This is a genomic window from Collinsella sp. CLA-ER-H8, assembly GCF_040092335.1.
In the GTDB taxonomy this organism is placed as follows: Bacteria; Actinomycetota; Coriobacteriia; order Coriobacteriales; family Coriobacteriaceae; genus Collinsella.
The window spans coordinates 63482-89146 of record NZ_JBBNLU010000005.1; the positions used below are offsets into that span (position 1 = coordinate 63482).

General features: G+C 60.1%; 20 protein-coding genes. 7 read left to right on the forward strand and 13 right to left on the reverse strand.

The window, feature by feature from the left end; all coding sequences use genetic code 11:
• Positions 1-149 precede the first annotated feature (149 nt).
• Both AAAX72_RS04605 and AAAX72_RS04610 read right to left on the reverse strand, forming a co-directional pair.
• The gene (locus AAAX72_RS04605; RefSeq protein WP_035136614.1) at positions 150-707 is read right to left on the reverse strand and encodes a hypothetical protein; all 558 of its coding nucleotides are present in this window, start codon (positions 705-707) and stop codon (positions 150-152) included.
• A gap of 235 nt (positions 708-942) precedes the next feature.
• Positions 943-1479, reverse strand: a complete 537-nt coding sequence (locus tag AAAX72_RS04610) for a PTS glucose transporter subunit IIA (protein ID WP_055285321.1) — start codon at positions 1477-1479, stop codon at positions 943-945.
• Between the two features lie 577 nt (positions 1480-2056).
• On the opposite strand from AAAX72_RS04610, the gene AAAX72_RS04615 reads away from it, so the two are divergent.
• Positions 2057-3229 (forward strand): Fic family protein, encoded by a 1173-nt coding sequence (locus AAAX72_RS04615; protein ID WP_035136612.1) that lies wholly within the window; start codon positions 2057-2059, stop codon positions 3227-3229.
• Positions 3230-3582: 353 nt separating this feature from the next.
• On the opposite strand, the gene pyrE is transcribed toward AAAX72_RS04615, so the two are convergent.
• The gene (gene pyrE / locus AAAX72_RS04620; RefSeq protein WP_148332521.1) at positions 3583-4263 is read right to left on the reverse strand and encodes an orotate phosphoribosyltransferase; all 681 of its coding nucleotides are present in this window, start codon (positions 4261-4263) and stop codon (positions 3583-3585) included.
• 437 nt (positions 4264-4700) lie between these two features.
• On the opposite strand from pyrE, the gene mgtA reads away from it, so the two are divergent.
• The gene (gene mgtA, locus AAAX72_RS04625) at positions 4701-7436 is read left to right on the forward strand and encodes a magnesium-translocating P-type ATPase (protein WP_349129272.1); all 2736 of its coding nucleotides are present in this window, start codon (positions 4701-4703) and stop codon (positions 7434-7436) included.
• 181 nt (positions 7437-7617) lie between these two features.
• On the opposite strand, the gene AAAX72_RS04630 is transcribed toward mgtA, so the two are convergent.
• Complete coding sequence (locus tag AAAX72_RS04630; protein WP_349129274.1) at positions 7618-9153, reverse strand: helix-turn-helix domain-containing protein; 1536 nt, start codon at positions 9151-9153, stop codon at positions 7618-7620.
• Positions 9154-9539: 386 nt separating this feature from the next.
• Between AAAX72_RS04630 and AAAX72_RS04635 the strand changes: the two genes are divergently transcribed.
• The 4 genes from AAAX72_RS04635 (at position 9540) to AAAX72_RS04650 (ending at position 13837) form a co-directional block, all read left to right on the forward strand.
• Complete coding sequence (locus AAAX72_RS04635) at positions 9540-10277, forward strand: DUF4428 domain-containing protein (RefSeq protein WP_349129275.1); 738 nt, start codon at positions 9540-9542, stop codon at positions 10275-10277.
• A 24-nt stretch (positions 10278-10301) separates the two neighbouring features.
• Entirely contained in the window at positions 10302-11624 is a 1323-nt protein-coding gene (locus AAAX72_RS04640; RefSeq protein ID WP_349129276.1) for a hypothetical protein, read from the forward strand.
• Positions 11625-11672: 48 nt separating this feature from the next.
• Entirely contained in the window at positions 11673-12914 is a 1242-nt protein-coding gene (locus AAAX72_RS04645) for an SPFH domain-containing protein (protein ID WP_349129277.1), read from the forward strand.
• An 80-nt stretch (positions 12915-12994) separates the two neighbouring features.
• Entirely contained in the window at positions 12995-13837 is an 843-nt protein-coding gene (locus AAAX72_RS04650) for a hypothetical protein (protein ID WP_349129278.1), read from the forward strand.
• Between the two features lie 110 nt (positions 13838-13947).
• On the opposite strand, the gene AAAX72_RS04655 is transcribed toward AAAX72_RS04650, so the two are convergent.
• The 8 genes from AAAX72_RS04655 to AAAX72_RS04690 all read right to left on the reverse strand — a co-directional run bounded on the left by AAAX72_RS04655 (position 13948) and on the right by AAAX72_RS04690 (position 21466).
• On the reverse strand, positions 13948-14568 hold the full coding sequence (locus AAAX72_RS04655) for a response regulator transcription factor (protein ID WP_349129280.1): 621 nt from the start codon (positions 14566-14568) through the stop codon (positions 13948-13950).
• A complete protein-coding gene (locus AAAX72_RS04660; RefSeq protein WP_349129282.1) occupies positions 14565-15464 on the reverse strand; it encodes an ATP-binding protein in 900 nt (299 codons plus the stop codon). Before AAAX72_RS04660 ends, AAAX72_RS04655 begins: the two co-directional genes overlap by 4 nt.
• The gene (locus tag AAAX72_RS04665; protein ID WP_349129283.1) at positions 15449-16063 is read right to left on the reverse strand and encodes a hypothetical protein; all 615 of its coding nucleotides are present in this window, start codon (positions 16061-16063) and stop codon (positions 15449-15451) included. Before AAAX72_RS04665 ends, AAAX72_RS04660 begins: the two co-directional genes overlap by 16 nt.
• A complete protein-coding gene (locus AAAX72_RS04670; RefSeq protein WP_349129284.1) occupies positions 16060-17859 on the reverse strand; it encodes a histidine kinase N-terminal 7TM domain-containing protein in 1800 nt (599 codons plus the stop codon). Before AAAX72_RS04670 ends, AAAX72_RS04665 begins: the two co-directional genes overlap by 4 nt.
• 253 nt (positions 17860-18112) lie before the next feature.
• Complete coding sequence (locus AAAX72_RS04675) at positions 18113-18757, reverse strand: DUF4867 family protein (RefSeq protein WP_349129286.1); 645 nt, start codon at positions 18755-18757, stop codon at positions 18113-18115.
• Between the two features lie 144 nt (positions 18758-18901).
• Positions 18902-19390, reverse strand: a complete 489-nt coding sequence (locus tag AAAX72_RS04680) for an S-ribosylhomocysteine lyase (protein ID WP_055310646.1) — start codon at positions 19388-19390, stop codon at positions 18902-18904.
• 101 nt (positions 19391-19491) lie between these two features.
• A complete protein-coding gene (locus AAAX72_RS04685; RefSeq protein ID WP_138374336.1) occupies positions 19492-20466 on the reverse strand; it encodes a nucleoside hydrolase in 975 nt (324 codons plus the stop codon).
• A 4-nt stretch (positions 20467-20470) separates the two neighbouring features.
• A complete protein-coding gene (locus AAAX72_RS04690; protein WP_349104309.1) occupies positions 20471-21466 on the reverse strand; it encodes a ribokinase in 996 nt (331 codons plus the stop codon).
• 187 nt (positions 21467-21653) lie between these two features.
• On the opposite strand from AAAX72_RS04690, the gene AAAX72_RS04695 reads away from it, so the two are divergent.
• On the forward strand, positions 21654-23870 hold the full coding sequence (locus AAAX72_RS04695; RefSeq protein WP_349129288.1) for an acyltransferase family protein: 2217 nt from the start codon (positions 21654-21656) through the stop codon (positions 23868-23870).
• A 548-nt stretch (positions 23871-24418) separates the two neighbouring features.
• Here AAAX72_RS04695 and AAAX72_RS04700 read toward each other — a convergent pair.
• Positions 24419-25615, reverse strand: coding sequence for an Nramp family divalent metal transporter (locus AAAX72_RS04700; RefSeq protein ID WP_138114439.1), 1197 nt, complete (start codon positions 25613-25615; stop codon positions 24419-24421).
• Positions 25616-25665: the final 50 nt, after the last annotated feature.

Here is a 25665-nt window from a genome sequence, read left to right on the forward strand (position 1 = left end):
AGCGAGCGGACACCAGAGCGAACAAATTGGCATGAAAAGAGGACGGCATAGACCTTCTGGTCATACCGTCCTCTTTGAATGACAAGTTGTCGCTCTGGTGCCCGCGCAACGTTGAGCAGTTGCGGCGTTTGGTAAAACGCCGCAACGAACTAGCTCAGCATTGCATCCATCATCTCGGAGTTGACGGAGTCGTCGGCAGACCACTCGCCGTCGTCGTTGCAGGTGTACTTGAAGATAACCGTGGTCTTCCTGGGCTCGGTGGCCTTGGTCACATCGACCATAACCTGACCGGCCATCTTGTACAGCTCGTCATCGGAAGGAACCGTATCAAGCGCGGCAACCTTCTCCTGATACTGGGTGGAGAAGTCCTCGACGATCTTGTTCATGGACTTGCAGGTGATGGAGACCTCGGCGGTCGCGACGCCCTTGTCCTCGTCGACCGTCACGTCGCCGATCTTGTAGTCAAAGCCCTCGAGATAGGTCTTGGCATACTCCTTGGGATCGATACCCAGCTGCTCGAACTCATCGCCCGAAGCCTCCTCCAGACCAGAGAGGAAGTCGTCGCCACCGTTCTTGACCTCGTCAAACTGCGTCGTAAGATCCTCGGTGATGAGCTCCTCAACCGAAGGACCTCCACAGCCGGAAAGCACGACCACGCATGCAACCAAGACGGCCATGAGGGGCGCAAGCAGCAGCTTCTTTTTCATGTTGTTCCTCCCAATGAGCGGCACCGCGCTTCCCGGACGCGGCACACGTTGTAATAAGTAAGCCCATACTATCCACTTATGAACACCCTCGGCAACGCGAAGGCGCGGTCGGTTCGTTTTAGCGTCCGAACGGTTTGCAAGCCCGCCCAACGTGCAATAAAACGCTTCCCCGCGATGTAATAAAAAGGTGGCCGGAAAACCCGACCACCCTTGCACATCCTTTGGATGCCACAGTTTACTTGCGGACGACCTTGACGATGGCGTCACCGGCGGCGACGGCGGAGTCGGCCTCGACGGCGAGTTCGACATCGGCAAACTCGGCGGTGTTGGACACGGCCACGACGACGCAGTCCTTGTAACCGGCAGCGGCGATCTTGGCGCGGTCGATCTTGAGTATGGGCTGGCCAGCCTTCACAACGTCGTCGGCCTTGACGAAGCCCTCGAAGCCATCGCCGTTCATGTTGACGGTATCGACGCCAACGTGCACCAGAACCTCGATGCCGCTATCGGACTGCAGGCCCACGGCGTGACCCATGGTGACGGTCACCTTACCGTCGCAGGGAGCGTAGACCAGATCGTCCTCGGGCCACACGGCACAGCCCTTGCCCAGAACCTCGCCACCAAAGACGGGATCGGGCACGTCGGCCATCTTGATGACCTTGCCCTTGACGGGCGAGCACAGCACGTCGGCGCCGGCAGAAGCAGAGATGGAGGCCGGAGCAGCGGCAGCCGCGGGCTCAGCCTTCTTCTTGAACATATCAAACAGACCCATACGTTTTCTCCTCTTGATTAAGCGCAACGTTGTGCGCATGCCTACGGTAATTATAGTGCCAAATGGTTCAAATGCTAAGGTGGGGACTCGAATCGCAAGCCCTTCTCGGTAGTGCTCGTGGGATGAGCATCTCCTTTGCATCGCGGTTCGATAAGCCGAGTATCGCCCACGCGCGGGACGGGCAGAAGCGGGCACGCCAAACCCGATACTTCTTTTCGCTCTCGAGTCCTGCCGCCGCCCCGTCCCTGACACTTCCTGATACCGACCGAAACGTGCCAAAATAAACCCGTCCCTTTTTGGTAGGTTTGGCGAGTGTGGATTTTCGGACGCTTAACTAACGAGCGTGGATAATCTCCCACTTTGAGGCCGTCACCGAGCCAAAAACGGGAGATTATCCGCTCTCATTTTGGATAACCCCCCTTGTACCAAGCCGAGCTCCATGGTCAAGTAATAACGACTTCTCATTATTAGATTGTTTACATCAATTCTAATAACTATTTAATCCTTAAACTCGTTATTAGAATTGATATGATTGGCCTAATAACGAGTTTCCGGCACTAAAGATATGGAGGGCGCGATGCAAATCGAGGAGAACGGCCAGGGAACGCTCCGCAATAATCTATCGGGGAAATTGGCTTACTATTCGTTTTTTCCAACGCCCTTGCAATCATTGAGGCAGCTAAACCTCACCGAGGAAACCTATCGCACGCTTTCCGCATGCTCACGAAAGCTTGGAGAGCTTGAAGGCATGCTCTACTTTGTTCCCAACGCCGATATGTATCTGACAATGTACGTGCGCAAAGAAGCACTCCTTTCTTCGCAAATTGAGGGAACCCAGTGCACGTTTGACGACCTACTTAGTCCATCGCAAACACAACTCCATCATAAAGATGTCGCAGACGTCGTGAATTACGTCCGTGCTGTCGACCGCGGCGTAGAACTGCTCAAAAAGATGCCCTTGTGCACGAGACTTCTTAGGCAAGTTCATGCGGTCCTGCTGGACGGAGTGCGCGGAACGGAGAAGAATCCAGGCGAGCTGCGCTCCTCACAAAACTGGATTGGCCCCTCAGGCTGCACCATTGCAACCGCATCGTTTGTCCCTCCAAACATTGAAGATTTGAGTAACACGCTCCAGGACCTCGAACGCTTTATCAATGAGCCTCAAGTCGAAATGGATCCGATTGTGCGGGCGGCGCTCGTCCATTACCAATTTGAAACTGCCCATCCATTCCTAGACGGAAACGGTCGCCTGGGCAGGCTTCTCATTACACTTATGCTCATCAATGATGGCGTTCTTCATTCTTGCTTGTTCTATCCATCGTTCCAGTTCAAGAAAAATCGAAGCGAGTACTACCGGCAACTCACATCCGTAAGGGAGAGAGGCACTTACGAGGAATGGATAGAGTTTTTCTGCAACAGTCTTCTCGAGAGTGCGAAGGACTCGGTAGGGTCTTTAAAAAACCTTGTTGACCTCCATAACCGTTCCACAGCAACCATTACCGAAAATCTCGGAAGGACCGCTGCAAACGGGCAAAGGCTGTTGGGCATTCTTGAAGAGCACCCCATCGTCGACACCGCATTCATCGCTGCCCAACTCGATATCGGCAGGAGTACCGCGAGCTCGCTCGTCAAATCATTTGAAGAATTGGGTATCCTCCGTCCGCTCGACGAGTCAAGACAGAGATACCGGCAGTACGGGTATGAAGAGTATCTTTCGATTCTCAGGGAAGACGCCGAGCCGATTAGATAGGCATCGCAACCCAGGCAAATTAAAGCGAGCGTGGATAATCTCCCACTTTGAGCCTGCACACAGGCCAAAAACGGGAGATTATCCACGCTCATTCCTGAGTAGTCATTTATGAACGTCCCCAATGACTAGTCCGGCAACGCCGATGTTTCGGCAACGACAGCGAGCGAGCCGCATTCGGAGCAAGACGACGCCGCAGGTAGAGAACGGACAGCGAGCGGGTCGCATTTGAGACAAGGTGACGTGAAACGAAAGGGCGCTGACCTTCTGGTCGCGCCCTTGAAGTTGAACGTCAGATTGTCCAAATGCGGCCCGCGCAGCGTCGAGCAGTTACGGCGTTTGGTAAAACGCCGTAACTAACGTGCTCCGTACTGCTCGTAGTAGGCGTCGATGGCGGTCTTGAGCTCGTCGTCGATGACAACCTTGCCGTCGATCTCGTGGTTGTAGAGGGTCTCGACGACCTCAGCCATGGAGACGATGCTCGCGACGGGGAAACCGTACTTGGCCTCGATCTCCTTCTGCGCGGTGGTCACACCGCCCTTGCCGACCTCCATGCGGTTGAGGGACACGATCAGGCCCTTGATCTCGACATCGGCAGCAGCCTTGACCTTGGGATAGGTCTCGTCGATGGACTTGCCGCTGGTGGTAACGTCCTCGACCATGACCACACGGTCGCCGTCCTTGGGCTCATAACCCAGCAGGTTGCCCTTATCGGCACCGTGGTCCTTGGCCTCCTTGCGGTCGCAGCAGTACTTGACCTCCTTGCCGTACAGCTCGTGGTAGGCAATTGCGGTCACGACGGCCAGCGGAATACCCTTGTAGGCCGGTCCAAACAGCACATCAAAGTCGTCGCCAAAGTTATCGTGGATGGCCTGGGCGTAATACTCGCCCAGCTTCTTGAGCTGATAGCCCGTCACGTAAGCGCCGGCGTTCATAAAGAACGGGGACTGACGGCCGCTCTTGAGCGTAAAGCTGCCGAACTTAAGGACGTCGGACTCGACCATAAACTTGATGAACTCTTGCTTGTAAGCCTCCATGCGGGCTCCTCTCGTAATCGCGTACGTGCCTTCCAGTTTAGCGCAGGCGAAGCGTCGATGCGGGCGCGCTTTGGGGCCACGGCATTCTGTAAAGGCTTTGTCAGGGGGAATGGTTTTCCGAACAATGGGGTTGACATGTCAAACCCCCTCATCAAGAATACGGGCGGATTAAAAAGGGGTACGAGATACCCAAAGCGCGCTGCGCTCAGCCTTTAGGAGGTGTGCCATGGAAGGCAGTCCTAGTCGAAAAACCTGCATGTCGCCCTCGGCACGCCGCGAGGACTCCGCACACGCATAAACGCCACCGGCAGATCGCCAAAACCACCGCAAAGGCGCGCTGCACCCTTTGTGGGCTCAAGAGCTTGACGTGAGCGACATCTAGGTTTTTTGAAGCAAATACGACACGTACGCTAACTCCCCTCAACAAGGAGGACCCTATGCTGATGCTCAAAACCGTCACGGTACTCGAAGCCATCTCCAAGCGCCGCCGCACGGCGCGCCCTGCCGCTCATACCGGCCTGTCCAAGAACACCATATTCGCCGCCACCCATAGTGCCGAGGACGCCCTCGTACTGCTTGACGCCACGGCAAACGGCCTCACCGTCGAGCAGGCAACTGAGCGCCTGAACGCCGTCGGCCCCAACACCATCGAGGCAACGACCAAAACGCTCGCCCGCCGCATCGCCGACGCGTTCATCGATCCCTTCGCCGGCATCCTCGCCGCGCTCGCACTGGTCTCGCTCTACATCGACGTGCTCGCCGTGCCCGAACCGCAGCGCGACCCCTCCACGGTCATCGTCATCGGCACCATGCTGCTGGTATCGGGCGGCATGAAGTTTATCCAGGAAGCCCGCAGCGGCAATGCGGCCGAGGCCCTCAAGGACCTGGTCTCCAACACTTGCACCGCCCTGCGCGACGGCGAGCGCATCGAGATCCCCTTCGACGAGCTCGTCCCCGGCGATGTAATCCGTCTCTCTGCCGGCGATATGGTGCCGGCAGATGCCCGCATCATCACCGCGCGCGACCTGTTTGTGATCGAGTCCGCACTCACCGGCGAGAGCGAGGCCGTCGAGAAGACCACCGCCGTCACCGTCGTCGAGGGCGCCGACGGCTCCGCACTGCCACTCTCTGCCTGCAAGAACATCGTCTTTACCGGCACCTCCGTGCAAAACGGCGCCGCCATGGCGCTTGTCGTTGCCACCGGCTCGGACACCTACCTGGGCGGCATCGCCAAGATGCTCAACGGGCGCGGCGAAAAGAGCGCGTTTGACCGCGGCGTCTCGAGCGTCTCCATGCTGCTGGTGCGCCTGATGCTCGTTATGGCGCCGGCCGTCTTTGCCATCAACGCCGCCACCAAGGGCAACGTCATCGACGCGCTGCTGTTCGCCACGAGCGTGGCCGTGGGCATCACGCCGCAGATGCTTCCCGTCATCGTGACCACGAGCCTGTCGCAGGGCGCCAAGGACCTCGCCCGTCGCCAGGTTATCGTCAAGGAGCTGCCGGCGATTCAAAACCTCGGAGCGATGGACGTCCTGTGCTGCGACAAGACCGGCACCCTCACCGAAGACCGCATCGTGCTCGAGCGCTACCTCAACACCGATGGCAACGAGGACGCGCGCGTGCTGCGCCATGCGTTTTTGAACAGCTTCTTCCAGACCGGCCTCAAAAATCTTATCGACCTGGCCGTAATCGACCGTGCCGATGTGACGCCCTCGACCGTCGCACCCGATTCCATGCTGGGCCAGAGCCTGCGCGACCGCTACACCAAGGTCGACGAGGTTCCCTTCGATTTCTCGCGCCGTCGCCTGAGCGTAGTTGTCGCCGACGCCCAAGGCAAAACCCAGATGCTTACCAAGGGCGCCGCCGAGGAAATGCTCGAGATCTGCTCCTTTGTCGAGATCGATGGCATCGCTCAGCCGCTCACCAAAGACAGGCTCGCCCAGATTCGCAAGCAGATCGCCGGACTTAACGCCGAGGGCCTACGCGTAATTGCCGTGGCGCAGAAGACCAATCCGCGCTGCGTGGGCGAGTTTGGCATCGCCGACGAGTGCGACATGGCGCTGATGGGCTTTTTGGCCTTCCTCGATCCGCCCAAAGCAAGTGCCGCGGGCGCCGTCGCCACCCTCGAGGCCAAGGGCGTGGCGGTCAAGGTCCTAACCGGCGACAACGACCGCGTCGCCGCCACCGTCTGCGAGCAGATTGGTATCGATGCGCTCGATGACGCCGAACTTGCCGAGCGCGCCGAGAAAACCCACCTCTTCGCCAAGCTCTCGCCGCTGCAGAAGGCGCGCCTGGTACGTGTCATGCGCGAGATGCTCGGCCACACCGTGGGCTTTATGGGCGACGGCATCAACGACGCCGCCGCCATGCGTGCGAGCGATTGCGGCATCTCGGTCGATTCGGCCGTCGATATTGCCAAGGAATCCGCCGATATCATCTTGCTTCAGAAGGACCTGGGCGTGCTCGAGCGCGGCATCATCGAAGGCCGCCGCACTTACGGCAACCTGCTCAAGTACCTCAAGACCACGGTGAGCTCCAACTTTGGCAATGTGCTGTCCGTGACCGTCGCGAGCCTGTTCTTGCCGTTTTTGCCCATGAGCGCCCTGCAGCTGGTACTGCTATCGCTGGTCTACGAGATCGTGTGCATCGCACTGCCGTGGGACACCGTCGATGACGCCTGGACTGCCCGCCCGCGTGCCTGGGACGCCGCGTCCATCAAGGGCTTTATGCTCGAGCTGGGCCCCGTGAGCTCGCTGTTTGACATCGTGACCTTCGCCGCGCTCTTCTTTGTCGTGTGCCCCGCCGCCGTGGACGCAAGCTGGTCCGAGCTTGCCGCCGCGGGCGACGTCGCGGGTATGGCGACCTTTGCTGCGCTCTTCCAGAGCGGCTGGTTTGTCGAGTCCATGTGGTCGCAGACACTCGTGGTCCACATGTTGCGCTCCCAGCATCTGCCGAGCCCGCGCGACCACGCCGCGCCCGCATTGTGCGTTCTTACCGTGCTGGGCCTGGCGCTCGTCACCTGGCTGCCGGCAAGCCCCATCGCCGATGCGCTCGGCCTCATGCCGCTGCCCACGAGCTTTTTTGGGCTGCTCATTGGCATCGTTACCGCCTATATCGCGCTCACCCAGCTGGCGAAGCGCCGCTACATTGCCCGCCACGGCGAGCTGCTGTAGCAAGTAGACGGAAAACACCCTGCCAGCTGCCGTTGCCACTACCACAGCTGCCAACGCCGCTGCCGTTGCCTCTGCCGCCGCCGCAGTCTATCCCCCCAGCAGTTGCGGTGAAATAGTTCCTGTTTAAAGCCCCGTGACTTTAATTTAGGGACTATTCCACCGCAACTTATTGGGAGATTAGCTAGTCCTTGGGTGTCCAGGACCAGAAGAAGTTGATGAGGGCCACGCGCGAGGCGGTACCGGCCTTTTTTTTGATCGAGGAAATGTGGCGATAGAGCGTGGAGCGCGAAAGAAAGAGCGTTGTGGCGATGTCCTGAACGCTCTGGTCCGAAACGACCAAGGCCTCAAGAATATCGCGCTCGCGCTCTGTAAGCTCGAAGGTGGCAACGAAGGCATCAAGACGTTCATCGGACGTGAGCTCCGCTGCCTCCACGGGCTCGGGGTCGGAGCATGTGGGCGCAAGATCCCCACCAAGATCGTCGGTGGCAAGCGGCAGGCCGTCCTGCATCACGACATCATCGGCCCGTTGCCCCAACTGCCCCAGCAGCGTAATCGCAATACCCACAAACATCACGAGCGCCGCACCGACCGCAGCCAGCACGTTTTGACTCGAGATAATCGCCACTGCCGGCGCCGTCACGAACATCGAGCACACGTTGTTGACGACGCGACCCATGCACGGCCAAAAATATGACCAGCGCGCATAGAGCGAGACGGCGGCATATTTTGTGGTAAAGAACACCACGAAAAAGCCCGAGCCCAGATAAAAGATGATCGTGGCAGCAAGCTCGTTGCCGCCATTGCCATCGACGATGAGCACAAAGAACGAAAGCGTGGACAGTATGGCGGCGCATGTCATGCCGATATTCATATACGAACGGCCGTGCAGGTCAAATAGGACGCCAGCGGCCAACGAGCTCACGACAAGCAGTAGGCGCGGCCAATCGCCCAAATCGACGGCTCCGACAGCATGCAAGGTCGTGAGGCCAGCGTTGAGAGCGGCGAATACGCCGGAAAGATACACCGTCGCCACGGTCAGGCGAACTACGGCGCGGCGGAATGCCGCCTTTGCCTTGGGATCGTCTTGCCACTTGGCGCCATATTCCAAAGCATCTACCGAAAGTCCGGCAACGCTGGGTTCAAAGTTGGGATCGGACTCGTCGCGCAGTTTGGCGCGTCGGGCACCGTGGAGCAACGCCACCTGCACGATCGCACAAACGACCAGAACAGCCTGCTGAGGAATACCGACAGGCATCACCATGTGGTTGAACACCTGTACCAGAACGCCCATGGCATAGGAAAGTGCTGCGGCGCGCGCCAAGCAGGGCGTCCGCGCAAAGCGTCGCGCAAAGTTTGCGTGAGCAGTCGATCCGCAGTAGCCCAGCGCGCAGCACGCCACCAAACCGCCGACGATTACCACCTCGACCTGAGCTGCCATAATCAACAGCAGCAATGCCGCCACCAGCAAAATGCCCGTAACGTCACTCGTTGCTTCAATGGCATGGGGACGGCGATAGTACATAATAGGACGCACAAAAAAGCCAATCACGCTCGCGCCGATAACAAGGCTCTCATAAATAACAACCTCGTCCGGAGACACGAACTCGGCCATGCGCGCATCAAAAAGATACTCGCACGCCAAAAACGTGAAGAAGAACAGCGCCAGGCATATAATCTCCCGAATGCCCCGACGCAGATATGCGGTTGTATCTCCCATGTCCCTCATGGTTAACCCCCAGCCGCTCAATTGTCTGGAAAACTATTTTAATAAAGAACCAGTCTCAATATCGAAGCCGAGCTCGAAATGCTGCAAATTTGACCCCAGCCGTTCACGTCACACCGCGGTTTTGAGCCTCATGGACCAGAAGGGACACGCGCGGCCTCTAGCTCGGCAAGGAGTGTCTCCAACTGCCACTCATTTAAGTACGTCCCCAATGAGTGCCCAATGACTACCCGCAGCAAGGAGTGTCCCTATGTGTCGGATGAAAAATGGGCCATGTGTCCCAGTTGTGGAGACTCCTTGAGCCGTCTGGGTATCGTGAAAGATCGCGCACTCCCCCATCATCAAAAGTGACACACGCTACCTGTTGATGGGAGGCAGCCATGGGCTTCTTTGACAAGATGTTCGAGAAGAAAGAGTGCGCGATTTGCGGTACCGAGCTGGGACTTTTGGGAAAGACCAAGATCCACGAAGGCTACCTGTGCAAAGAGTGCGCCGGCAAGCTCTCCCCCTACTTCCACGGCTATCGCTCCAGCACCGCGGACGATATCCGCGAGCAACTCGCCTACCGCGAGGCCAATGCCGAGCGCCTGGCCTCGTTCAACCCCACGCGCACGCTCTCTGCCGGGCGCACCAACATCATGCTCGACGAAGACGCGGGCCTGCTGATCATTACCTCGCAGAGCCGCTGGCGCGACGCCAACCCCGACGTCATCGAGTTCTCGCAGGTACTCGGCTGCGATATGGATATCGACGAGCATCGCACCGAGATCTATCGCGAGACCAAAGACGGCGAGCGCGAGAGCTATAACCCGCCGCGCTACGACCTGGATTACGACTTTAATCTGACCATCCACGTCAACACGCCGTACTTTACCGAAATCAACCTGCGCGTGAACGACTCCACCATCGAGCAGCGCGGTTCCATCGAATACCGCGAGGCCAAGCGCCAGGCAACCGAGGTCCGCGACGCGCTAGTGCAGCTGCGCCAGGAAACGCGCGACAGCGTCGTGGCCGCCAAGGCCCCCAAGACCGCGGTCACCTGTCCCTTCTGCGGTGCAACCACCATTCCCGATGCCAGTGGGCGCTGCGAATACTGCGGCGGCGCCATCGGCGCATAGCCTCCGGCAGCGAAAGGACCGATCATGGCCTTCGAGAGCGTTAACCATCAGTGCCCTGCCTGCGGTGGCCCCTTGCATTTTGCCAGCGCCGAGCAAAAGCTCGTCTGCGACTACTGTGACTCGCGCTTTGAAGTCGAAGAAGTCGAGGCCCTCTATCGCGAGCGCCAGGACAAGGCAGATGCCAAAGCCGATGCCGCAGCCGCGGCCCCCAAGCCTGCTGCCGACGATGCCGTGCAGGAGCTCGCCCAAAACGCCTGCTACATCTGCTCGTCATGCGGCGCCGAGCTCGTGTCCGACGGCACCGTCGCCGTCACCACCTGCCCGTACTGCGGCAACTCCGCCGTGGCGCCCGGTCAGCTTTCGGGCGATTTCTCGCCCGACCTGGTGATCCCGTTTAAGCTCGGACGCGACGATGTCACGGCCGCACTCAAGGAGCACTACAAGGGCAAGATCCTGCTGCCCAAGAGCTTTGTCACCGGCAACCACATCGACGAGGTCCAAGGTGTCTACGTGCCGTTTTGGCTCTACGGCGCCCGCGTTGACGGCGAAGTGTACTTTGACGCGACCAACGAGACCGTGACCGAGGAATCCGACCGCACCGTCACGACCACCGACCACTACGATGCCTACCGTAAGGGCAATATCTCGTTTGAGCGCGTGCCCGTCGACGGATCGTCCAAGATGCCCGACGGCCACATGGACGCCATCGAGCCGTTTGACTACGGCGCACTGCGTCCGTTCTCGGTCGCATATATGCCCGGCTACATCGCCAACCGTTACGACGAGGACTGCGAGACCTGCAAGGCGCGCGCCGAGCGCCGTATGGAAGAAAGCACGATCTCGGCCCTGCGCGAGACCGTCGTCGACGAATACGACGATGCTACGGTCGAAAGCAAGCAGCTCGACTACACCTGGGAAGACAGCGACTACGCCCTGTTCCCCGTCTGGATGCTCTCCACCTCGTGGAACGGCAAGAGCTACCTGTTTGCCATGAACGGACAGACCGGCCGCTTGGTCGGCGAGCTCCCCTGCTCCAAGCCCAAGCTCGCCATCGCCTCGGTGCTGTTCTTTATGATCGGATTTATCCTCTCCCAGATTCTCTTTATGGGGGAATACGCCTTCGATCCGGATTACCTCACCTTTGATATCGAGGGCATCCTCATCAATATCATCGCGCCGCTGATCATCGTGATTATCGGAGACGTGCTACTGGTAGGCCAGCTCAAGACGGCCAACGAAGCAACCTGTGCCGATGAGTATTGTGGCGAGCTCGACCTGACCGAGAAACACGACACTTTCAGCCACACCGAGACCACCGTTGTCATGAAAGACGACAAGGACGACTAAGCAATCCAACCAATACCACCCGGCCTTTGACGAGAAAGGAAGATCACCATGGGACTCTTGAAAGCTGGATTGGGAGCTGCCGGCGGCGTCATGGCCGACCAGTGGAAGGAATTTATCTATTGCGAATCGATGCCTGCCGACGTCTTGGCCTGCAAGGGCAGCAAACGCACCGGTGGCCGCAGCTCCAACACGCGCGGCGAGGACAACGTCATCTCCAACGGCTCGGTCATCGCCGTCAACGACGGCCAGGGCATGCTCGTGGTGCAAAACGGCAAGATCATCGAAGTCGCGCTGGAGCCCGGTGAGTTCGTCTTCGATACCGGCAGCGAGCCGAGCGTCTTTAGCGGCAACCTGGGCGATTCCATCAAGGAGACCTTCGCCAATATCGGCAGCCGCTTTACCTTTGGCGGCGACGCGGGCAAGGACCAGCGCGTCTACTTCATCAACACCAAGGAGATCATCGGCAACAAGTACGGCACCGCCTCGCCCGTGCCCTTCCGCGTGGTCGATAACAACATTGGCCTGGACGTCGACATCTCCGTGCGCTGCAACGGCGAGTATTCGTATCGCATCACCAACCCGCTGCTGTTCTACACAAACGTGTGCGGCAACGTGACCGATAGCTATACGCGCGACAAGATCGACAGCCAGCTTAAGTCCGAGCTGCTCACCGCTCTGCAGCCCGCCTTTGCCAAGATCTCGGAGATGGGCATCCGCTACAGCGCTATCCCCGGCCACACCACCGAGCTCGCCCGTGCGCTCAACGAGGTCCTCTCTGCCGACTGGCGTGACCTGCGCGGCGTCGAGATCGTGAGCTTTGGCGTCAACTCCATCGCCGCCTCGCAAGAGGACGAGCGGATGATCAAGGACCTGCAGAAAGCCGCGGTCATGCGCGATCCCACTATGGCGGCAGCCAACATTGCCAGCGCCCAGAGCGACGCAATGCGCGCGGCAGCCGCCAACCCCAACGGCGCGATGGCGGGCTTTATGGGCATGGGCATGGCAGGCGGCATGGGCGGTATGAACGCCAGCCAGCTGTTCGCCGCCGGCCAGGCACAGCAGCAGGCCGCCCCGCAGCCGGCTCCGGCTCCCGCCCCCGCACCGGCTCCCGCCGCCGCACCTGCGGCCGGCACGTGGACTTGCAGCTGCGGTGCCACCAACACCGGCAAGTTCTGCTCCGAGTGCGGCAGTCCCGCACCCGCCCCGGCACCGGCAAAGTGGTTCTGCCCCAACTGCGGCAGCGAAAACGGCGACAAGTTCTGCAGCAACTGCGGAACGCCCCGGCCCTAGCCCCTCTATCTGGTAATTGGCGGGGAATCCGCCACCCCCGCATTTGCTTCTATGGGTTTCGTTCGATAAAGGAGGACACCATGAAGACAACGTTCAAAAAGTCCGTACTCGCATTTCTGACATGTATCTTGGCGCTCGCCTTTGCCCTGACGGGCTGCAGCGGCGGCGGCAAGGACCCCAAGGCCAACTTCGTCGGCAGCTGGGAACTCTCGGGTGGAACCGTGGATGGCGAAGAGCTGACCGATGAGTACATGAAGATGCTCGAGAATTGGGGTGTCCACTGTGTTCTGATTCTCGATGAGGACGGTACAGGTGCCCTCGACCTGTTCCTTGAAGTCATGGACCTTAAATGGGAGGCAAAGGACGCCACCACCGTAACCATCACCGCCGAAGACGAGTCGCATGACATGAAGCTCAAGGACGACAAGCTCGTCCTCGAGGTGGAAGGCGACAAGCTTATCTTTACGAAGTCCGACAAGGATCTGTCCGGTACGGTGAAGAAGGATCGCGAGAACGCCGAGAAGGAAGAAGAGATCGATGAGGCCGTCGAAGACGACGACGTCCAGAGCATCGAAATCTCCCCCGCCGTCACCGTCGCCGATGACGACCTGTGCACCATCACCATCACCGAGAAGTTCAAGGACGACTGGGGCGACATCGGCTTTGTCGTCAACATCACCAACAAGAGCGACAAGGACCTGACCTTCCACGCTCCTTCTGGCAAGACCAACGTCAACGGCACCATGAAGGAACCCTGGTTCTCGGCTCACCTGATGCCCGGCACCAACGCCACCGAGGAATTCACGTTCTCGAGCGGCGAGCTTGACAGCCTTGACGACCTCGTCAATACGACCATCGGCATCGACGCCTACCTGACCGATTCCTATGAGGACGTCGCCTCCTACACCGCGACCATCGCGTAGCGACACGTAACATCAGCCGCGGATTGGCGGACACATCCGCGCACTTGCCAGGCGGGGCCGCAGGAGTTGATCCTGCGGCCCCGCCGCTTTATGCCGATGCGTAACGAGCGCTAGCGCTCCATATTGGGAACGATGCTGCCCTCCGTTACTGCGCGCACGGCCAAGCGCATGATGTTGTCGTAGCCGGTCTTATTGAGAATCTCCGAGATGCGGCGTTTGATGGTGCCCTCGCTCATAAACAGCTCGGCCGCGATCTCGCGGCGGCTCTTACCCTCGCAGGCAAGGCGCAAGATCGACAGCTCGACATCGTCGAGGGCCGCCGTGCCCGAGAAGATGCTCTCGGGCGGCTTGGGAAACGTGCAGTAACCCGCCAGCGTGGAGCGCATCACGGCGAATAGCTCGTCGATACCGACGTTCTTGTACACAAAGCTGTCGACGCCCGCCTCGCGCGCCTGGTCCACAAAGGTGATTTCGGGCATACCCGTCATGATAATGACGCGGCACTCGGACAGTTGTTCTTTAATGCGCGCCGCCGCCACGATGCCGTTGGAATCATGCTCGGTGCATACGTCCATCAGTATCATGTCCGGGCGCTCCTTGAGCGCGACACCCAAGGCCTCGGAAGCATCGGCAATGGCGGAAACAACGGTCATATCGGGCTGGTCTCCAACGGAGCGTGCCAGGCTCTCGCGCAGGATGGCCTGGTCTTCGACTATAAGGACGCGGATCATGAACTTCTCCTTTGGACCGTGGCGTTGGAGGCGAGCGGGATGGACACCGTAAGCGTGAAGGGCGGGGCGGTGTGGACTTCCAGGCTGCCGCCCAGATTCTGTGCGACATGCCTCATACCTGGGATACCCGTTCCCTCGCGATACGATACGGGTGCAGGCGCGCCGTCGTTAGAAACGGTCATCCGCGCAGCAGCACCGTCTTCCGACGTCTCCTGCCACAGACGCACGTGGACCCGATGCGCCTGTGCATGCTTGGTGGCATTGGTCGAGGCCTCGCGGATAATCTGCAAAAATGCGGCGGCGACACGCGCGTCCTCAGGCAGCGCACCCTCAACATCGATCTGCACACTCACCAGGCCAAAGGCATGGACGATATCTCCCAGTTGCTCTGCCGGTTCGGTGTCGCCCCCGCTGCGCAGATCGGCAGCGATTGAGCGCAGCAGCGGGTCGATCTGCTCGAGTGACTCGTCATCCAGGCGCCCCTCCTCCAGATAACGATGGAGGATGGACAGGCGCTGCCCGATCACGTCGTGCACGCGAGCGCGCATACGCAGATAGGCCGCATTGTCAGCAACTTTTTTGACTTCTTCGATCTGGGCTTGGAGCTCTTGGCCCGCAAGCTCAAGCAGGTGGTTGGCTTGCGCCAGGCGATCATGAGCATGCGCATACTCTGTTACATCCAGGCCGATAATGCGCTCGAAGAGGCGGCCCGAAACCATAACGTCATCGTGCACAAACAAGCGAATCTCGGCGGGAGAAACCTCGACCACCGCCCGCGCCTCACCAAAGCGGTCCAGATTAATCCGCACGCGGTTCTGGCTGCTTTCGGGCATTTGCATGCTGAGTTTGCGCAGGTCGTTCCATGTACCGCTCATATCGCCTAGGTCGGTGGGCATATGAAGCTCCACCAGGTTTTTCGCATGCAGCGGTTCATGAGCAGCGGACGGCCCCTCGGGTCCAGATACAGGATGCCCACGGGAATCACGTTGATGGTTTCGATCGTCGAGAACGCGGTGATATCCTCCTGGCGGTTGCGGACATCCATCAAGAGCGCCGCAATGGAGCGGAACAGGAAAAACGCTCCCTCTGCGATAAGGACCGTGGCCCACGCCGAGCCCATGGCAAGCACCACCGGCGGTGTCACGGCGGCAACGAGCAACAGTTCGGCCAGCATGACGGGGCGACGATAGTGCACCATAAGCACCATGCCGTAGGCAAAGATCACGGCATTGAGCCACAACGCTCCGCCCATTGCCCTGGCGCAAACGTCAAGCGGCGCCACCAGATATGAGCCAGACGACGCGAACAAGATGAGCGCCGAAATAATTAGGTGAAGCACAAGGCTCGCCTCGTAGGCACAAATCACCTTACGGTTATAGGACGAGCGGCGCGATGCGATGAGCGGGACGTGGATCGTCTGCAGACACGCAGCCAGGGCAAAGACAACATCGAGCGCAACGATTTGGGGAAGAATGAGCGAAATCTGCATCGTCACTCACCCGCCCTCGGCATCAAGACGATCATGCGCAGCTGGCCGGGCTCGCCCTCAAGGCGGTATGCCACGTTGCGCCCTTGCAGAGCGCTTTCGAGCTCTTGCGCAGCGGGCGTCTGCGAAAGATCTGCATCATCGTTGGAAAAAAGCGCGGCACGCAGCTCGACACTGCATCGGTCATGATCGCCCAAGTGATACATAAGCGCCGGATGGTCGGTGGTGTAGGCAAAAAACGCAAAGTCATACACGCAGTCGTACAGGGCGCTTACCGTACTGGCGTGCATCGGGCGCCGTATGGCGATAATCGAGGCGCAATCGATATCGATGGTGCGCAGGTCGCTTGCGAGCTCGTTGGCAATGAGCTGAATGCGGTCACGATCAAAACCGCTCTCCCCGTGCTGTGCCAACGTGAGCGACCCCTTGCGCTTGCAATAGGCGACGAGCATCTTGGCGCGCTGCAGCATGCGGTAACGCTCGTGCGAAGACGATTCATCGGTCAACGGCGGTAGCGAGCTCAGCAGGTCGTACATCCCTTCGAGCGCGCGGGCAAGCGCCTGGTCCACGTCTTGGACCAGCAAGGTCTCGGCCTCTTGGTCTGCCAGGTGCGTCTTAAGGTCGTAGTCGGCGGCGAGCAGCTCGTTTTGACGCTGCAGCTCCATGCGACGATGTGCCAGTTCACGGTTAAGCTCGTTGAGATCCGACACGTCTTGGGCAAGCAGGGCCGATCCGCCCAGCAGTGGAAAGGCACGGTACATCACATCGGGATCGGACGCCACGGCAAAGGCATGGGCGCGGCCGTGCGCCTGGGTCCGCAACTCCTCGCGCACGCCTACCGGCATTGGCTTTGACACTGGCGTGGCATAGACTTCCTGCAGGTCGCGCGTTAGAACTTTGAGGTCAAGCGGCAAGGTGTCGAAAATGCCGGCGATGTCGTGATATGACGGAATGACACCGCAATCGAGACAGATTTCCATCGCCGCCACGCACAAGACGCAATAGACGAGCGAGAAGTTGAGCCTCCATGCCCAGGGCACACGCAACGCATATGAGATGGCAAAGAACGCGCCGCCCAGCAGCACGAGCGCCGCCGTGCCCGAGAAACGTTGGATGCGAAAGGACGAGGACCGGCCCACCAGGGTAAAAAAGGCCACAAAGTTAAAGGCCGTCCACACGAGGACGGCGAAATAACCCCAGCCGTACGTGTAATCGTTGCTCCAGGTGTCGCTTGTACGGTCAAAGTGGAAGACCTGCTGGTGAAAATCGTTGGTGAGCACAAATCCGATAAGCAGGATAGCCATAATCCACAGCGCAGCGCAGTAGCGGCGACCCAGGCGGTGTTGCTCCAGGCCCGCAAGGCGCAGACCACACAACTGGTAGAGCAGCGGAATGAGCGTCATGGGCACGTAGTACAGGTACCACAGCACGGTGGCATAGAACGGCGTGAACGACTTGTACTTGAGAATGACTTCGATCATCCACAGGGCGCAGATGGTGGCGACGGCAACAAGGCGGCGGCGCAACACATAGTCCAAACAGCGCAGATAGACCGATACGCCCCAGATCGAAAATATAATTGCGGCGACAAGCAGCGGGAGAGAGCTCGAATGGACAAGCGCATCCACGACCTCTTCGGACACCTCGCTATAGGCGGGCGCGGCGTTAGAAAGTTTGGGGTCGAAGGCGAACAGCGCCGGTAAGACTGCCAAAAGCATGAGGAACATCGCGGTGATGGCGCCGGCGATAGCAAAGACGCGGTGACGGTATACCCGATGTGTTATGCCAACAAGGAATCGCGGCATGGCGAAGAGCCTGCCACCCATAGGATCCGCCACGGGTGCGGATCGGGCGGCCGCGTGGCCGATATGTCGCTCGCAGGTACCCATAGTGCTTTTAGTGTACCGACAGATGGGTCGAAAAAGCGGGCCGCATGTCCCAAAATCCGCAGACGGCAAGGCGCCCGGCAGCCTCCCCCGTCTGGCACTTCCCGATATCCGCCCGCCCCAAACCACCGCAAAGGAGACAGGCACCTTTGTGGTGGTTTGGGGCGATGCGCTAGTCCACGGTGATGTCGATATTTTTGCCGATGAGGCCTACGTAGCCGCCCTCGGCAGCTTTGGGACTGTCGGCGTGGCAGAGGACCCACTTGTCGGCCTTCCAGTAGCAGTAGCTGTCACCGGCGGCAGGCATGTCGGATGCAGCCTCGGGGCGCGGGCCGTTGGTGCCCGCCGGCAGCGCCACCATCACCTGGAAGCCGCCTTCGTCGACCATACAGGGCGTGTAGTGGAGCGTGGTGTTGAAAACCTCGACAACCGTACCCGCCGGCACGCGGAACGCCTTGACGCACGCGGTATCGAGCTTGCCGTCCTCGATCTCCCAGCGATGCGCCACGAGCAGGATAAAGTCGCGGGCACCTAGGTTAAACTCGCTGGCGCGGTGATACTCCAGGCAGTTGAGCTGCGTGTTGTGGCCATTGCACCAGCCCAGCTGGAAGGGTCGACCGCCAAACATGAGAAAGCCCAGTTTATCGGCATCTTTGACACCCTCGAGCTCCGGCGCGCTTGCTACGTACTTGCTGCCCTCGGGAATGGGCGTGGCAGAGAGCGCCTCGAGCACGGGCGACGTGAGCTCGGACGGAACGTCATCCCAAACGTTGCCATAGGATTTGAACTCGGGATCGTTGACAGAGTAGATATGCATGTTCACTCCTGTTTGTAAATGTGACTATACGAACATTCTAGAACAAACATGAGCGATTTTGAACGCTCGTCCCGACCAATCAACAAAAAGGCGCCCCCGCATAAGCGAAGGCGCCCAATGCGCGCGTTTTGGGCGATAAAGCCCTTACGCCTGCTGATAGTGCAGGTGCTTCTCGTCGATATCGGCCAGGTCGCGGTCGAGGTAGCGGCGCGCAAGCCAGTTGGCCATGGGGAGGTTCTGGTCCAGGTAGTTACCGCATTCCTCGGGAGCGGCACCGGGGACATCGCCCTCAAAGCCGGCGACAAACTCGAACAGCTCACGCACGAGCGGCAGGATCTCCTCGCTCGTCACCTCGCCAAACACAACCAGGTAAAAGCCCGTGCGGCAGCCCATGGGGCCAAAGTAGACAATGCGGCCCGACCACTCGGCATGATTGCGAAGGAACGTCGCGCCCAGGTGCTCGATGGTGTGGCACTCGGCCGTGTTCATGACCGGCTCCTTGTTGGGCGTGGTCAGGCGCAGGTCAAAGGTGGTGACGGCGGCCCCGGTCGCCGGATCGCGGTCGATGCGGCTCACATACACGCCGGGCTCAAGCAACAGATGGTCAACGGAAAAGCTCGCAATGCGCTCCATGGCAGATCCTCTCGGTAGTCAATTTGGGACGGGCTCTTTTAGCTGGTTCGAATGGTCGCACCAATCATACCAGTCAAAAAAGCCCCGTCCAAAAAGACAACTTAGCCAAGGACACGGGCCATACGCGTCTTGAACTCGGACAGGAAGCGCGGAGCATCCACGGTCAGTGCCACAAGCGCGCTCTTGTCCGGATCGGACAGGCGGCGCTCATCGCAGATGGTGCGACCGCGGTACTCGCCCAGCAGATCAACACGCAGGTTGCAGCCGAGCGCACCTACGAGCGTGGGGTCGATCGCCACGGCAACGGCCAGCGGATCGTGCAGCGCACAACCACCCAGGTAGGGTGCGTTCATCTCGTACGAGCCAATGTAGTGCTCGACCATGCTCGCAAATGCGCAGCCCGCCATGGTGCCCGAGCCCGTCCAGCCGGCAATGTCGCGGCGTGTGAGCACCACGCGATGCGTCACGTCCAGACCCACCATGGTGAGCTTACGGCCCGAGCGCAGCACCGCGTCGGCTGCCTCGGGGTCGCTCGCCATATTGGCCTCGGCGCCCGCGCTCACGTTGCCGGGCACGGTAAGGGCGCCGCCCATCACGACCACGCGGCCGATGGACATCATCGCCGCCGCATCGCGCTCCAGGGCGAGCGCCAGGTTGGAGAGCGGGCCAGTCGCCACGTAGACCAGATCGGGACCATAGGTGCGCGCGGCATCGATCAGATAATCGACCGCAGCGTTGCCGTCGGCCGAGGTCGCCCCCACCGGCTCGTAGGGCGACGCGGGCACGCTCGCGCCGCCGATGCCGTTCTTGCCGTGAATGAGCGCGGTGGACGCCGGCGGCGTATAGGGCTCAGTCGCCTGCAGAGGACGGTCGGCACCCAGGTACACCGGAACCTCGGGGCGACCCAGCAGATCGAGCACCGCCAGGCAATTGTGCGCCGATTGCTCGACGCGCACGTTACCAAAGCACGTGGTGATGCCCACGAGCTCCACCTCGGGGCTCGCGATGGCATAGGCCAGCGCCATCGCATCGTCAACACCCATATCCAGATCAAGGATCAGCTTCTTGATTGCCATTGTTCTACTCCGCTTCTCCGTCTTGTACTAAATCGTCTAAATCAAACACGCGCTCAACTTCGGCGCGCGTGGGAATCGATTGCTGAGCGCCCAGGCGCGACACCGTCACCGCCGAGGCGCGAGCGCCCGCGGCCATGCACTCAAAGAGCGGCAGGCCCTCTAGGCGAGCCGCCGCCAACGCGCCGATAAACGTATCGCCGGCGGCCGTGGTATCGACTACCGTACTCGAAAGTGCCGGCATGCGCAGCAGCTCACCGCCATCGCCGAGCGTAACCGAGCCGGCACCGCCCAACGTGATGACCGCAGCCCCGGCACCCTTGTCGAGCAGCGCATTGAGCGCCGCGACGCAGCTTGCATCATCCGTGGGCAGAATGCCCGTCAGAACCTGGCACTCGGTCTCGTTGGGGCAGACCAGGTCGACCGCAGGCCAGACCTCCGCAGGCAGCTCGCAGGCAGGCGCTGGATTAAAGACCGTATAGAACCCCAGCTCGTGAGCACAAACAAGCGCCTCGGCCGTCGCCGCAAGGTCACATTCACCCTGGGCGATAAAGACGCTTCCGGCAGCCGGGGCAATCTCGCTGGCGTCGTCGTCGAGCTCATGGGCCACCAGACGCCTCAACGCGCAGGCAACGTCCGCGCCCGCAAGCGCATGGTTGGCGCCCGGTGACAGTATGATGCGGTTGTCGCCCTCGCAGCGAATGATGGTCGCCGTTCCCGTCTCCACGTCATCGCGATGCACTACAAAGTCACAGTCCACGCCGGCGTCTTGGAGCCCCACCACGAGCGACGCGCCGAACGCGTCGCGACCGACCGCGCCGATCATGTGCGTGCACGCGCCCATACGCGCGGCAGCTACAGCCTGATTGGCGCCCTTGCCGCCGGCGTTGGTGATAAACCCGCTGCCGCCGACGGTCTCGCCCGCACGCGGTATGCGCTCGCACGCCACCGAAAGGTCCATGTTCATGCTGCCGAACACCGCAACGATGCCGCGATCTGCCATGGAAACCTCCTCATCTGCGGGCCTTATGCCCACCGCCGGCCGTCGATCGTGCACTCTCGCACCCCCTATAACTTTAGTTCACTTTGATGTGGACGCGCGCTTGAGCTTGCGCCAGCAGCAAGCATTCACAGGAGCAGGCAGCTACAATGAAGGCGTGCTGATTATTCTCGTCATTGGATGATGTTTTATGGAACAACTCTCGCAATCGGGCTCGCGCGGTCGACGCCGCACAGGCAACGAGCCGGCGCCGCACGAACGCGTGAAGAGCGAACGCCGTGCCAACGAGCCGCGACGCACCGCGAGCCCCCATCGCGCTTCTGCCAACAACGCGGGTCGCGCCAACACTCCCGCCGCGGAGCAGACGCCTGCTCGCCCCAAGTCCCGCTACATCCCTGCCCTTGACGGCCTGCGCACGCTTGCCGTCGTCGCGGTGGTGCTCTATCACCTCAACCTCACGTGGGCGCAGGGCGGTCTGCTCGGCGTCACGATCTTCTTTGTGCTTTCGGGCTATCTGATCACACGCCTGCTGCTCAACGAAGTCGCTAAGACCGGCCGCATCGACCTCAAGAGCTTCTGGATCCGCCGCATCCGTCGCCTGGTCCCCGCCGTGGTGACCGTCGTGGTGGTGATCTGTGCTCTGTGCACCGTCTTCAACCACGTGATGCTCACCAAGATGCGCCCCGACATCCTGCCGTCGCTGTTGTTCTTCAACAACTGGTGGCAGATTGCCCAAAACGTCTCGTACTTCAATGCTCTGGGCGACCCCTCGCCGCTCACGCACTTTTGGTCGCTTGCCATCGAGGAACAGTTCTACCTGATTTGGCCGCCACTGCTGTTTGCCATGGTATCCATGCATGTGAGCAAACCCAACACGCGCCGCGTGGTTCTGGGCCTTGCCGCGGTATCTGCCCTCGCCATGATGGTGCTTTACAACCCTGCCGCCGACCCCAGCCGCGTGTACTACGGCACCGACACCCGCGTGTTCTCGCTGCTGCTGGGTGCCTGGATGGCCTTTATCCCCGATCGCGACCTGGCGCCGGTGCGTCTCGCTCGTCGTTTGGGGCTCGACCGCTTGGTCGGGGCCGCCAAGCACGGCAAGAACGCCGAGGGCAAGCCTGGCGAGAAGGCCGACGAAGCAGCCGAGACCGCCCCGGCACAGCCGAGCGTCCTCGTGCGTTTTTGGTCCTCGCCCGCATCCATCGATGTGTTGGGCGTCGTGGGTCTGGTTGGCCTTGCCGCCATGGTCGCGCTCACCAACGGCTACACCGCCTTCCAGTATCGCGGAGGCACGCTGCTGTGCTCGATCCTCACGCTCATGGTCATCGCGGCCTGCGTGCAGCCCCAGGGAATGGTTGCCCGCGCGCTGTCCGCCGAGCCGCTCGTATGGGTTGGCAAGCGCTCGTACAGCATCTACCTGTGGCACTATCCACTGCTGTTGCTTATGAACCCGGTCGCCAACATCAACGATACACCGTGGTGGCAGTACATTTTGCAGGTGCTGTTGGTGGTCGCCGTGGCCGAATGCTCATATCGCTTTATCGAGACTCCGTTTAGGAAGGGCGCCTTTGGGCGCACCGTCGCCGAATTCCGCGATGACACCACCACGCCCGCCAACTGGGCACGCACGCACGTCCCCGTCTGCGCAGCCTGCGCTGTCGTGTTGGTCGTTGCACTGGGCGGCCTGATCTTTGTGCCCGAGACGTCTGCGCTGAGCGGCGAGGGCGCCGAAGTTCTGAACAAGGAAGCCAAGAACACCGCGCCCACCGACCAGCAGGCGGCCGACGACACCGACACGGACAACGACGGCTTCCCCGATGGCTCCTACGATCTGCTTATGATCGGCGACTCCGTGTCGCTGCGCGCCGTTGATTCCTTTGACGGCGTGTTCCCGCACAGCCATATCGATGCCGAAAAGGGCCGCCAATTTGATGCGGGCCGCGCGACATTTGAGGGCTATCTCCAACAGAACCTTGCCGGCAAGATCGTGGTCTTTGCGCTGGGCACCAACGGCTTGGTAACCGACGATCAGATCGACGCCATCATGGCCGATGCGGGAGATAAGCGTATTGTGGTGTTTGTGAACACGCGCAGCCCGCAGCCGTGGGTTGGCTCTACCAACCAGGCCATCGCCAACGCCGCTACGCGCCACAAGAACGTGCGCGTTATCGATTGGTACGGATACAGTGCCAACCGCAACGACCTGTTCGATGGCGATGGCACGCACCTATCGACCACTGGCGTGACTGAGTACCTCAACTTGATCCACGATGCCGTCAAGAAGGACCTGCCCGTACACCCCGAGGATCACGTCAACGATCCGCAGCCGGCAGCCGTCAAGTCTGCCACCGACGCACTCGTCAATGCGCTCGCTCTCAAGCCGCACAAGCTGGGCACCGACAAGTAGCCCGCAGCACAAACTTCCCACATCCGGAGGGGGGGCGCCTGCCACGGCAGACGCCCCCCTTCCGGTAGTTGGGGACGTTCCTTATGTGCCGGCACCTAGGGACACTCCTGACACAGCCGAGGAAGACCTCTACGGATGAATTCCGGGCCGCTCCGTCGCTCCAGACATCGTTTCCGCGCCTCGCGCCTGCCCCAAACAATCAAAACAAGCCCTTTTCGCCGCACCCTCAAAGGTCTGTGGGCAAAAAAGGGCAAATATGAGTACTGTTACCATTTCAGTAGCAGGCAAAACCACCCAAAATGACGTCCGAGCGACCCCTACAACCCCCTAAAGCAGCCAACCTGACTGGTTTAAGGCGTATTACAGCCAATTTTAATGAACATACTAAATGCTATGTTCATTATCTTTTAGGATGTAAATGCTATTCACTTAGCAACAGTACTCATATTTGGCATTTTTTGTCCATTGCTATATAACTAACACCCTATAGCAGACAAAAAACAGGCCGCAGCCCATCGCTGCGGCCTGTTCGGAAGCAAAAGTGGGCGTTAAGCGCTGTAGCCCATCGCTTGCAGCACAAACATGACGACTGTCAGCACCGTAATCACGGCGATAGTCGCCCAAGTGAGCACGTTCCACACACGGCCGTTGCGGTTGGCACCCATAATGTGGCGATCCGCCGCGATAACCACCTGGAATACCAAGACTACAGGCAGCAGCACGCCATTGATGACCTGCGAGGTCATCATAATCTGGAACAGATCAACGCCGGGCATAAGCACCAGCACGGCAGAGATACCGATGATGGCCGTAATGATGCCGCGGTAAACCGGGGCCTCGTCCCAGCTGCGGTCGGCACCGCGCTCCCAGCCAAATGCCTCGCAGATAGCGCTCGACGTAACGCCCGGTAGCACGCAGGCGGCCAAGAAGCTCGCCGCGACCAGGCCCGAGGCAAACAGTACCGTGGACCACTGACCCGCAATAGGCTCCAGCGCGCGGGCAGCATCGGCGGCATCGCTAATCTGAATACCCGCCGGGAACAACACCGTACCGGTCGTGATGATAATAAAGCCGGCAATGATATCGGCGGCAAGCGAGCCGCTCACAGTATCGATGCGCTGCAGCACGATATCGTCCTCGCCCGCGTTCTTATCGACCACGTTGTTCTGCGCCAAGAAAATCATCCACGGCGCGATGGTGGTACCGATCGTTGCGACCACGAGCGACACGTAGCTGGGGTCATTTTGAATGTTAGGCACGACCAGGTCGACCGCGACCTCACCCCAGTTGGGGCCAGCCATAAACGCGGCGACAATATAGGTCACGAACACGCAGCTCACCAGCAGCAGAATCTTCTCGATGCGCTGGAAACTACCCGACATGGTAAGCATCCACACCAGCAGCGCTACCAACGGCACCGAGATGCTCGCCGGCACGCCAAAGAGAGCAAGGCCGCTGGCGATGCCCGCAAACTCCGAAATGGTCACAGCCGTGTTGGCGATCAACAGCGCCGCCATAGCAAGTACACTCTTGCGCACGCCAAAGCGCTCGCGAATGAGCGATGCCAGGCCCTTGCCCGTGACGCAGCCGCAGCGCGCCGCGGTCTCCTGCGTCACGATGAGCAGCACAGTCATGACGGGAAGCATCCAGAGCATCTTGTAGCCATAGCTGGCGCCCGCGCTGGAATACGTTGCAATGCCGCCGGCGTCATTGCCCGAAAGCGCCGCCAGCAGACCGGGACCCATAGCGCCAAAGATGGCCGCGATGGTCAACTTTTGCTTGGTGCCCGACTTTT

Bases quoted from the DNA above. Each gene is read 5' to 3' on its own strand.
- AAAX72_RS04610 (WP_055285321.1), bottom strand. From the start codon at position 1,479: ATGGGTCTGTTTGATATGTTCAAGAAGAAGGCTGAGCCCGCGGCTGCC.
- AAAX72_RS04655 (WP_349129280.1), bottom strand. From the start codon at position 14,568: ATGATCCGCGTCCTTATAGTCGAAGACCAGGCCATCCTGCGCGAGAGC.
- AAAX72_RS04635 (WP_349129275.1), top strand. From the start codon at position 9,540: ATGGGCTTCTTTGACAAGATGTTCGAGAAGAAAGAGTGCGCGATTTGC.
- pyrE (WP_148332521.1), bottom strand. From the start codon at position 4,263: ATGGAGGCTTACAAGCAAGAGTTCATCAAGTTTATGGTCGAGTCCGAC.
- AAAX72_RS04660 (WP_349129282.1), bottom strand. From the start codon at position 15,464: ATGCCCACCGACCTAGGCGATATGAGCGGTACATGGAACGACCTGCGC.
- AAAX72_RS04675 (WP_349129286.1), bottom strand. From the start codon at position 18,757: ATGCATATCTACTCTGTCAACGATCCCGAGTTCAAATCCTATGGCAAC.
- AAAX72_RS04670 (WP_349129284.1), bottom strand. From the start codon at position 17,859: ATGCCGCGATTCCTTGTTGGCATAACACATCGGGTATACCGTCACCGC.
- AAAX72_RS04615 (WP_035136612.1), top strand. From the start codon at position 2,057: ATGCAAATCGAGGAGAACGGCCAGGGAACGCTCCGCAATAATCTATCG.
- AAAX72_RS04645 (WP_349129277.1), top strand. From the start codon at position 11,673: ATGGGACTCTTGAAAGCTGGATTGGGAGCTGCCGGCGGCGTCATGGCC.
- AAAX72_RS04650 (WP_349129278.1), top strand. From the start codon at position 12,995: ATGAAGACAACGTTCAAAAAGTCCGTACTCGCATTTCTGACATGTATC.
- AAAX72_RS04640 (WP_349129276.1), top strand. From the start codon at position 10,302: ATGGCCTTCGAGAGCGTTAACCATCAGTGCCCTGCCTGCGGTGGCCCC.
- AAAX72_RS04695 (WP_349129288.1), top strand. From the start codon at position 21,654: ATGGAACAACTCTCGCAATCGGGCTCGCGCGGTCGACGCCGCACAGGC.
- AAAX72_RS04605 (WP_035136614.1), bottom strand. From the start codon at position 707: ATGAAAAAGAAGCTGCTGCTTGCGCCCCTCATGGCCGTCTTGGTTGCA.
- AAAX72_RS04630 (WP_349129274.1), bottom strand. From the start codon at position 9,153: ATGGGAGATACAACCGCATATCTGCGTCGGGGCATTCGGGAGATTATA.
- AAAX72_RS04700 (WP_138114439.1), bottom strand. From the start codon at position 25,615: ATGGGTCCCGGTCTGCTGGCGGCGCTTTCGGGCAATGACGCCGGCGGC.
- AAAX72_RS04690 (WP_349104309.1), bottom strand. From the start codon at position 21,466: ATGGCAGATCGCGGCATCGTTGCGGTGTTCGGCAGCATGAACATGGAC.
- AAAX72_RS04685 (WP_138374336.1), bottom strand. From the start codon at position 20,466: ATGGCAATCAAGAAGCTGATCCTTGATCTGGATATGGGTGTTGACGAT.
- AAAX72_RS04680 (WP_055310646.1), bottom strand. From the start codon at position 19,390: ATGGAGCGCATTGCGAGCTTTTCCGTTGACCATCTGTTGCTTGAGCCC.
- mgtA (WP_349129272.1), top strand. From the start codon at position 4,701: ATGCTGATGCTCAAAACCGTCACGGTACTCGAAGCCATCTCCAAGCGC.